This is a genomic window from Stenotrophomonas pictorum JCM 9942 (genome assembly GCF_001431585.1).
Classification (GTDB): Bacteria; Pseudomonadota; Gammaproteobacteria; order Xanthomonadales; family Xanthomonadaceae; genus Stenotrophomonas; species Stenotrophomonas pictorum.
Genome location: NZ_LLXS01000003.1, coordinates 1 through 3,993 on the forward strand (window position 1 = coordinate 1; position 3,993 = coordinate 3,993).

Consider the following 3,993-nt stretch of genomic DNA (forward strand, 5'->3'; position numbering starts at 1 on the left):
TAGTGTTAACAGGCCCTAGTCCGGTGGCAGCGGCGCCAGCGGCGCGTACCTCGGCAGCAACAGCAGCAATTTCGCCCATTTCCTGGGCGGCTGGTTCGCGCACAACACCCGGGTGAGCCGCAATCTGGCGCCCGAAATCGCCGGCCTGACGGCGCGCTACGCCAGTCCCGCCAGCGCCGCCGGTGTTGCCGTCGTCCCGCAATTTTCGAGCGGCTGCGCCAGCTCCTCCCACTTCGATGCCGCCGGCCGCGCCGCGATCAACCTTGCCGGGACCAGCGGCTGCGGTTCGCCGCCCACCCGGCGTCCGGCAGCTACCTGTTCCTCAGCGCCAGCACCCCGCCAGTGCTGCGCTCTCCGACCACCACGATGTGCTGCTGATCTCCGATGGCGGCACGCTGGTACGCACGCCGGCGGCGCACATCGCCCAGGTCGGCCGCAACACGCAGGGCGTGACCCTGATGCGCGTGCAGGCCGGCGAGAAGCTGCAGGCGATCGAGCGGCTGGATGTCTCGCTGGACGACGCCGATGCCGAATCAATTACGAGCGTCGACGCGGACAGCAGGGGCGAACAGTCGTAGCCTGCGCGGGCGGGGTCGGCAGTAACAATACCGGCATCGTCCCCGCCATCAAACGCGCTTACCTCTGGGCACCTTCGGGTGCCCAGATCATTTGCGGGCCGCGAAAAGCCGTCCGGACAGCCATATAGATCTCAAATCGAATTCAAATATCAGGTGATATACATTACCGTGGGAGTGACCTTTCGCTAGATCGATGACCTTGAACTTCCCCGACTGGAGTCCGTACATGTATTACAGCAGTGGCAATTACGAAGCCTTCGCCCGCCCGCGCAAGCCAGACGGGGTCGACGGCAAATCCGCATGGTTCGTCGGCTCCGGCCTGGCCTCGCTGGCCGGCGCCGCCTTCCTGATCCGCGATGGCCAGATGCCGGGCGAGCGCATCACCATCCTGGAGCGCATCGACGTGCCGGGCGGCGCACTGGATGGACTTGAGAAGCCGGACAAGGGCTTCGTGATCCGCGGCGGCCGCGAGATGGAGAACCATTTCGAATGCCTGTGGGATCTGTTCCGCAGCATTCCGTCGCTGGAAGTCGAGGGGGCCAGCGTGCTCGACGAGTTCTACTGGCTGAACAAGGACGACCCCAATTTCTCCCTGCAGCGCGCCACCATCGAACAGGGCAAGCCTGCGCCCGACATGGGCAAGTTCACGCTCAGCAAGGCCGCGCAGAAGGACATGCTCAAGGTCTTCATGGCCACGCGCGAGGAGATGGAGAACAAGCGCATCAACGAGGTGTTCGGTGAGGACTTCCTCGCCAGCAACTTCTGGATGTACTGGCGCACCATGTTCGCGTTCGAAGAGTGGCATTCGGCGCTGGAAATGAAGCTCTATCTGCACCGCTTCATCCACCACATCGGCGGTCTGGCGGATCTTTCCGCGTTGAAGTTCACCCGCTTCAACCAGTACGAATCGCTGGTGCTGCCATTGGTGAAGTGGTTGAAGGACCAGGGCGTGGTGTTCCAGTACTGCACCGAGGTGACAGATGTCGATTTCGACATCGATGCCACCAACGGACGCAAGCAGGCCACGCGCATCCACTGGAACCGCGACGGCCAGCCCGGTGGCATGGCACTCGGCCCCGATGACCTGTTGTTCATGACCATCGGCTCGCTGGTGGAAAACAGCAACGAGGGCGACCATAAGACCGCGGCGCTGCTGGACGAAGGCCCGGCACCGGCTTGGGATCTGTGGCGGCGCATCGCGGCCAAGGATCCGTCGTTCGGGCGGCCCGACGTGTTCGGCACGCACATTCCGGAGACCAAATGGGAATCCGCCACCATCACCACGCTGGACGCGCGCATCCCGAAGTACATCGAGAAGATCGCCAAGCGCGACCCGTTCAGCGGCAAGGTGGTGACCGGCGGGATTGTCACCGCCAAGGATTCCAGCTGGCTGCTGAGCTGGACGGTGAACCGCCAGCCGCACTTCAAGAAGCAGCCCAAGGACCAGGTCGTGATCTGGTTCTATGGCCTGTTCGCGGACGTGCCGGGGGATTACGTCAAGAAGCCGATGCAGGACTGCACCGGCGAGGAAATCACCCAGGAATGGCTGTATCACATGGGTGTGCCGGTTGAGGACATCGCGGAGCTTGCAGCCACGGGAGCCAACACCGTGCCGGTGATGATGCCGTACATCACCGCCTTCTTCATGCCGCGTCAAGCCGGTGATCGCCCTGACGTGGTGCCAGCGGGCGCTGTGAACTTCGCATTCATCGGCCAGTTCGCGGAGTCGAAGCAACGCGACTGTATCTTCACCACCGAGTACTCGGTGCGCACGCCGATGGAAGCGGTCTACACGCTGTTGGGCATTGAACGCGGCGTGCCGGAAGTGTTCAATTCCACCTACGACATCCGCACCCTGCTGGATGCACTGCACCAGCTGCGCGATGGCGAAGAATTGGCGTTGCCGGGCCCGTCGTTCCTGCGCGACCGCGTGTTGGCCAGGCTCGACCGCACCGAGATCGGTGCATTGCTCCACGACGCCGGCCTGCTGGCCGGGGAGGACGCATGAACATGACACAGGACACCACAAAGACCGTCGCCTCGCCCTCCGGCCTGCAGCGAGTGACCGTGCTGGGCACTGGCGTGCTCGGCGCGCAGATCGCCTTCCAGTGCGCCTTTCACGGCAAGAGCGTCACGGCGTACGACATTGACGCAGCAGCGCTGGAGCGTGCCCGCGACGCCCTGACGCGATTGGCTCAGACATATGCCGCCGACCTGCCGGGGACGACGCCCGAGGCGACCACCAGGGTCGCGGCGGCCATCGCACTGAGCAGCGACCTTGCGCAGGCCGTGCGCGACGCGGACCTGGTAATTGAAGCGGTGCCGGAGAAGCTGGAACTCAAGCGCTCAGTCTATGCCGAACTCGCCAGGCTGGCGCGCGAAGGCACCATCTTCGCCACCAACTCCTCCACGCTGCTGCCCAGTGCATTCGCGGATGCGACGGGCCGGCCGGAGAAGTTCCTGGCGTTGCATTTCGCCAATCACATCTGGCGCCAGAACACAGCGGAAGTGATGGGTACGCCGCAGACCGATCCTGAGGTGTTCGAGCAGGTGGCGCGCTTCGCTGCGGAAATCGGCATGGAACCGATCCGACTGCACAAGGAGCAGCCGGGTTACGTGCTGAATTCGCTGCTGGTGCCGTTGCTCAACGCGGCCGCCGCCTTGTTGTTGAAAGGTGTGGCGAGTCCGGAGGACATCGACAAGACCTGGCGAATCGGGACCGGCGCCAAGCTGGGGCCGTTCCAGATCTACGACATTGTCGGCCTGCGCACGGCGTACAACATCGCAAGCGCAAATCCCGCAACGCAGGGCTGGGCCGAATATCTCAAGGTGAACTACATCGACAAGGGTCGCCTGGGCGCCGGTGCGGGGGGTGGCTTCTACGATGATTGACGCCATGTCCGCCGCCCGTGCGTGCTCCGTCGGGAACGGTCACCGCACGCTGACGGCGTCCTGTGCAAGGCGGTGGCATACTGCCGCCCCGTCGCGCCGGAGCCGGCCGTGAGCCAAGCCCAACGCCACGCACGTCCGCTCAACCGCAGTGAATCGCAGGTCCGCACGCGCGCGGCGCTGCTGGATGCCGCCGAGGCGCTGATCGTGGAGCACTCGATCCCGGCGCTGTCGCTGCGCGCCGTCTGCACGCGTGCCGGCTATACGCAGGGGGCCTTCTACTCCAACTTCGCCGATCGCGAGGAGCTGCTGCTGGAGGTGATGGAGCGCAACCTCGAACAGAAGGCCGCCAGCCTGGAGCAGATGCTGGCGACCTGCGGCGACGCAGGTCTCGACGGCACCCTGGCGTGCATCCTGGATTGGCTGGACACCATCCACCATCGGGGCGAATGGGCGCGCATCGCCATGGAGCTGGGGTATAGGAAGTTCAACCGCCCTTTTTGGCGAGTCTGGCGGGTAGGAAGCG

Annotated in this window: 3 protein-coding genes and 1 pseudogene; all 4 read left to right on the forward strand. The window is 64.5% G+C overall.

Annotated elements, in window-relative coordinates; translation table 11 throughout:
- Positions 1-365: 365 nt before the first annotated feature.
- Positions 366-578: pseudogene (locus ARC78_RS00635) on the forward strand (DNA gyrase C-terminal beta-propeller domain-containing protein); the annotation flags it as partial.
- 226 nt (positions 579-804) lie between these two features.
- Positions 805-2,586 carry an oleate hydratase gene (locus tag ARC78_RS00640; protein WP_016448219.1) on the forward strand — a complete coding sequence of 594 codons (1,782 nt, stop codon included), beginning with the start codon at positions 805-807 and terminating at the stop codon, positions 2,584-2,586.
- Positions 2,583-3,470 (forward strand): 3-hydroxyacyl-CoA dehydrogenase, encoded by an 888-nt coding sequence (locus tag ARC78_RS00645; protein ID WP_016448220.1) that lies wholly within the window; start codon positions 2,583-2,585, stop codon positions 3,468-3,470. Before ARC78_RS00640 ends, ARC78_RS00645 begins: the two co-directional genes overlap by 4 nt.
- A gap of 108 nt (positions 3,471-3,578) precedes the next feature.
- Positions 3,579-3,993: TetR/AcrR family transcriptional regulator (locus ARC78_RS00650; RefSeq protein WP_158499966.1), on the forward strand; the 415-nt coding region annotated here is incomplete at its 3' end.

Excerpts from the sequence above, each read along its gene's own strand:
- ARC78_RS00645 (WP_016448220.1), top strand. The coding sequence starts at position 2,583 with ATGAACATGACACAGGACACCACAAAGACCGTCGCCTCGCCCTCCGGC.
- ARC78_RS00640 (WP_016448219.1), top strand. The coding sequence starts at position 805 with ATGTATTACAGCAGTGGCAATTACGAAGCCTTCGCCCGCCCGCGCAAG.